At 32.5% G+C, this 5000-nt stretch carries 7 protein-coding genes (1 of these 7 running past the window's edge); 6 read left to right on the top strand and 1 reads right to left on the bottom strand.

Annotated features, from left to right (window positions below; translation table 11 throughout):
* The 6 genes from ABFR62_09715 to ABFR62_09740 form a co-directional block, all read left to right on the top strand.
* A partial coding sequence (locus ABFR62_09715) for a penicillin acylase family protein (GenBank protein MEN8138700.1) occupies positions 1 to 213 on the top strand: 213 nt, incomplete at its 5' end.
* 71 nt (positions 214 to 284) lie between these two features.
* Positions 285 to 1238 (top strand): methylenetetrahydrofolate reductase, encoded by a 954-nt coding sequence (locus ABFR62_09720; GenBank protein ID MEN8138701.1) that lies wholly within the window; start codon positions 285 to 287, stop codon positions 1236 to 1238.
* Between the two features lies 1 nt (position 1239).
* On the top strand, positions 1240 to 2250 hold the full coding sequence (locus ABFR62_09725; protein ID MEN8138702.1) for a Gfo/Idh/MocA family oxidoreductase: 1011 nt from the start codon (positions 1240 to 1242) through the stop codon (positions 2248 to 2250).
* A complete protein-coding gene (locus ABFR62_09730) occupies positions 2243 to 3244 on the top strand; it encodes a D-alanine--D-alanine ligase (protein MEN8138703.1) in 1002 nt (333 codons plus the stop codon). Before ABFR62_09725 ends, ABFR62_09730 begins: the two co-directional genes overlap by 8 nt.
* Positions 3245 to 3247: 3 nt before the next feature.
* The gene (locus tag ABFR62_09735) at positions 3248 to 3529 is read left to right on the top strand and encodes a septum formation initiator family protein (GenBank protein MEN8138704.1); all 282 of its coding nucleotides are present in this window, start codon (positions 3248 to 3250) and stop codon (positions 3527 to 3529) included.
* Between the two features lie 10 nt (positions 3530 to 3539).
* Positions 3540 to 4835 carry a replication-associated recombination protein A gene (locus tag ABFR62_09740; protein ID MEN8138705.1) on the top strand — a complete coding sequence of 432 codons (1296 nt, stop codon included), beginning with the start codon at positions 3540 to 3542 and terminating at the stop codon, positions 4833 to 4835.
* Between the two features lie 6 nt (positions 4836 to 4841).
* On the opposite strand, the gene dprA is transcribed toward ABFR62_09740, so the two are convergent.
* On the bottom strand, positions 4842 to 5000 hold the 3' end of the coding sequence (gene dprA, locus ABFR62_09745) for a DNA-processing protein DprA (GenBank protein MEN8138706.1). It continues 963 nt past the right edge of the window; the window shows 159 of its 1122 coding nt (coding positions 964–1122); its start codon lies beyond the right edge, outside the window; the stop codon is at positions 4842 to 4844.

Below are 5000 nucleotides of genomic sequence, written 5' to 3' on the forward strand. Positions count from 1 at the left end.
ATATTGGGTCCAGCAATGCGTTTTATTTACGATTATTCAGAACCAGATAAAATTAACTTCATTTTGCCAACCGGGCAATCCGGATACTTTTTTAGCGATCACTATGACGATATGAGTTCGAAATGGTTAGAAGGAGAATATGTAACGATAAATATTAATACAGATGATATTCAAGAAAGAGAATATGATTTATTAAAACTGGTGAAAGAGTAACTTGTAACCAAAATCATCAGAAAAAGAGTTCATAAAATTGTAAATTATATGTTCTAAAAAAATAAGAAAATATGCGCGTTACAGAACACTTATTAAAAGCTAACGAAACACTTATTAGTTTTGAAATTATTCCACCCAAAAGAGGTGGGGATATCAAAGCACTATTAAGCGTATTGGATGATTTAGTTAAATTTAATCCACCTTACATTGATATCACAAGCCATGCTGCAGAAGTTCTATATGAAGAAACTGCTAGTGGTGAATTCAAAGTAAAAGTCAAACGAAAACGCCCAGGCACACTTGGAATTTGTGCTCTTATTCAGAATAAATATAGTATTGATGCTGTACCGCATGTAATCTGTCAAGGCTTTACAAAAGAGGAAACAGAGGACTTTCTAATAGAACTTCACTACTTGGGGATTGATAATCTTCTTGCGGTTAGAGGAGATGACAGCGGATATAAAAAACCAACAAAATTTGGTAGAAGCATTAACGAACATGCTGTAGACCTCGTTAAGCAAATCGATGATATGAATAAGGGGAACTATATTGAAGATACCTTGATTGATGCTGAACCGACAAACTTTTGTATTGGTGTAGGGGGATATCCAGAAAAGCATTTCGAATCCCCCAATATGGATATTGATATTCAATTTGCTAAGCAAAAGATTGAAGCTGGGGCAGAGTATATTGTTACTCAGATGTTTTACAATAATGATAGATATTACGATTATGTCGAAAAATGCAGAGCTCACGGAATTGAAGTACCAATAATTCCAGGTTTAAAAATTGTGACTAATAAAAACCAAGTTACATCAATTCCACGAAACTTTTATATTGATATACCAACTGAACTTGCCAAAGAAGTTACAGAAGCAAAACCTGAACATGTTGTAGAAATTGGTGTTGATTGGACTGCAAAACAAGTTGAAGACCTAATTAATAATAATGTACCTGCAATACATTTTTATATTATGCAAAATTCTACTCCAATTAATAAATTGATGAAAAAATTAAATTTATAATATGGAAAAAAGAATGCAAAAATTAAGAGCAACATCAACAGCAAAAAAACTTAGATGGGGTGTTGCCGGTTGTGGTAATTTCCTTGAAAATACATTTTTACCAGCTTTTCAAAATCTGAAACGAAGCAGACTAGTCTCAGTATATAGTTCAAATATTAACCGTGCTGAGTTAATTAAGAATAAATTTAATGCAAACTCAAGTTTTAGTAATTATAGTGATTTCTTAAAAAGCGATATTGATGCAATTTATATTAGCAGTAAAAACTCTGATCACTATTGGCAAGTTATTGAAGCAGCTAAAGCCGGTAAGCATATATTATGTGAGAAACCTCTTGCCATTACTGCTAAAGAAGCTGAAAAAATGGTCGATATTTGTAGAAAAAATAATGTAAAGTTAACTGTAAATTATGTTCTTCGACATCATCCGATAATTAAAAAGACCAAGGAATTGATTGATAACAATCTGCTTGGAAAATTGATTTCAATATCGGCTAATTTTAATATTGACTTCAAACCAAATGATAATTTTAGATTTATTCGTTCCGAAAGTGGAGGAGGTGCTTTACGAGATTTAGGAACTCACATGATTGATATCCTCAGATATCTTGGAGGTGAAATATCAACCATTAAAGGGATTCTTGATAACGTAATTTACAGTGGGGAAGTAGAGGACTTTGCTTCAGCAATAGTTAGATTTGAAAATGGTGGTTATGGGAATTTTAATGTCTCTTATAATGTGAATAATCCCCATAATCGAATAGAAATTTTAGGATATAATGGTACAATAACTATTGAAAACCTAATTGGGAGAAAGCAGTCACCTGCAAAAATGACCATCAATCTTAGAAATGAAGCAAAAAGAGCATTTAGACGTAGAGCAAATAGACAGCTTTATCTATTGCGTTCGGTTCAAAGATCATTTTTAAAAGATAAACCTTTACTAATAACAGGTGATGATGGTCTGATAAATATGCGATTAATGGAAGAATTAGAGAAAAGATCACGTGGATAAAAATCTTACTGTTGGACTTATTGTTGGAGGAGCATCACCTGAACGAGCTGTTTCAAAACTAACCGGTGAAGGAGTTTACAAAGCTTTAGTTAATTTAGGTTATGGAGTAAAATTAGTTGATCCGGCTTATGGTAGAAGTCAACCTACTAAGATTGAAGATTATTTTTCCGATTGTGAATCTTTTCCCGTTGCTTATCAAAATTATCCAGAAGCTATAAACTCTGAATTGCTGGATGATATTGACTTAGCCTTTATTGCACTTCATGGCAGTTGGGGTGAAGATGGTACAATTCAATCACTTTTAGAGTTTAGGGATATACCTTATACAGGTTCCGGGATTCTAGCTTGTGCAGCATCTATGGATAAAGGAATTACAAAGAGTATTATCCAGCATCATGATGTCCCAACACCACACTGGATTGTTGTAGAAAAGGATCAATACAATCAAGATGAATTAATTACTGAAATTAAATCAAAATTTAATCTGCCATTTGTTGTTAAACCGAATGATCAGGGATCAGCAATTGGATTAACGATCTGTAAAAATTTTGAAGAATTAAATGATGCTATTAAACTATCCCATCAATTTTCTAAAAAAGCTTTGATAGAAGAATATATTGATGGACGTGAAGTTACTGTTGGAGTGATTGGGGAAAAAGTACTTCCGGTATTAGAAATTAAGCCAAAGCATTTTTTCTATGATTATGAATGTAAATATACCTCTGGGATGTCTGAATATGAGGTGCCTGCTGACATTCCGGAGGAAGTAAGTCTTCGAATACAAAATTATGCTTTAGATGCATATAAAGCAGTAGGCTGCAGCAGTTATGGAAGATTAGATTTTCGATTGGATAAAGATCTTAATCCGTTTTGTTTAGAGATCAATACATTACCCGGTTTGACAAGTACAAGTCTTTTACCAAAGGCAGCTAAATCAATTGGTATGAATTATGATCAATTAATTGAATTAATTATTAAAAATTCGTTAAGCTAATTGATGGTTAAACAGCAATTTCCAAAAATAATTTATTTCATTGTTCTAGCAATTGTTCTAGTTATTTTAATTTTTAGTGACAATGGTCTATTAAAATATTATGAGCTAAATAGGGATCTTGATAACTTAAAAACAAAAATTGAAGAAGCTAAATCTGAAATTCAAAAACTTGATCTTCAAATAGATTCTTTAAAAAATAGTACTGTTAAAATCGAAAAAGTCGCCCGCGAAAAATATCGTATGAAATACGACTATGAAATTCCTATTAAAATAAAAACTAAGTAATTTTTTTATTTTGAAGAGAAAACTTGACATACCTCAAATACCTTTAGCTGAAAGAATAAGACCTAAAACCCTCAGTGAATTTTTTGGTCAGAAAGAATTAGTAGGTGAAGGTAAACCAATCAAAAAAATGATTGAAAACGATACCCTAAGTTCACTTATATTTTGGGGACCACCGGGAAGTGGTAAAACAACGTTAGCGCGGATAATTTCTGAAACTACTTCTTCAGAGTTTTTCCGATTGAATGCTGTTTCATCTGGAGTAAAAGATGTAAGGGAAGTAATTAGTTTAGCTAAACAAAATCAACTTTATAATAAGAGAACGATTCTATTTATTGATGAAATTCATCGTTTTAATAAATCACAGCAGGACGCGTTACTGAATAGTGTTGAATCGGGTGAAATTATTCTGATTGGAGCTACAACTGAAAATCCGTCATTTGAAGTAATCCCAGCTCTAAGATCAAGAGCAAGAGTTTATATATTAAAGGAGTTGTCAGCGGATGATCTGAAAGGAATAATCAATACTGCAGTTACTTCAGATGAATTTCTAAAATCGTTTAATATAAAAAGTATTGATGAGGATTTTCTGATATACTTAAGTGGTGGTGATTCAAGAATAATGCTCAATCTTCTTGAAGATGCTGTAATACATCAAAAGGATTTGGATGAGATTGTAATTAGTAAGAAAGTTCTGGAAAATATAATCCAGAAGAAAAATGTTGTTTATGATAAGTCAGGGGAAGAACATTATAATATAATTTCAGCATTTATTAAAAGTATTAGGGGAAGTGATCCGGATGCAGCATTATATTGGATGGCAAGAATGTTGGAGGGAGGCGAAGACCCGTTATTCATTGCTCGACGAATGGTAGTTTTAGCATCTGAAGATATTGGAAATGCTTCACCAAATGCATTAGTTCTTGCAGAATCGACTTTTAGTGCTGTACATAAAATTGGAATGCCGGAAGCTCGTATCATTTTAGCTCAATGTGTAACTTACCTGGCCTCCTCACCCAAAAGTAATTCCTCATATTTAGCTATTACAAAAGCTCAACAAGCAGTCAATAACAATCCGTTATATCAAGTTCCTGTTCATTTGCGAAACGCTCCAACATCATTGATGAAATCAATAGGTTATGGAAAAGAGTATAAGTATCCTCATGATTTCGATGAAAATTTTATCCAACAAAACTATCTACCAAAAGAACTCGAAAAAGAACAATTTTATATGCCATCTGAAAATGGTCAGGAAAAAGGATTGAAAGAAAGATTAAAACGCTTGTGGGGAAACCTAAAGAAATATTAGTATAACTTAGATGAGTTTAAACATTTTCCCTGGCAGCTGTTGAATCACACTTTTAAATTCCAGCGACAATAGATTTACTAAGCACTCTGAAGTTGAAAGTAAAGTATCATTTGCGATAATATCTATGTGTTTAGGGGATGTGGTTAAATTATCTAGGATTTTTTC

It is taken from the genome of Bacteroidota bacterium (genome assembly GCA_039714315.1).
GTDB lineage: Bacteria > Bacteroidota > Bacteroidia > Flavobacteriales > JADGDT01 > JADGDT01.

What these genes read in the sequence shown, in the direction of transcription:
- ABFR62_09720 (MEN8138701.1), top strand. Translation starts at nt 285, where the DNA reads ATGCGCGTTACAGAACACTTATTAAAAGCTAACGAAACACTTATTAGT.
- ABFR62_09725 (MEN8138702.1), top strand. Translation starts at nt 1,240, where the DNA reads ATGGAAAAAAGAATGCAAAAATTAAGAGCAACATCAACAGCAAAAAAA.
- ABFR62_09735 (MEN8138704.1), top strand. Translation starts at nt 3,248, where the DNA reads ATGGTTAAACAGCAATTTCCAAAAATAATTTATTTCATTGTTCTAGCA.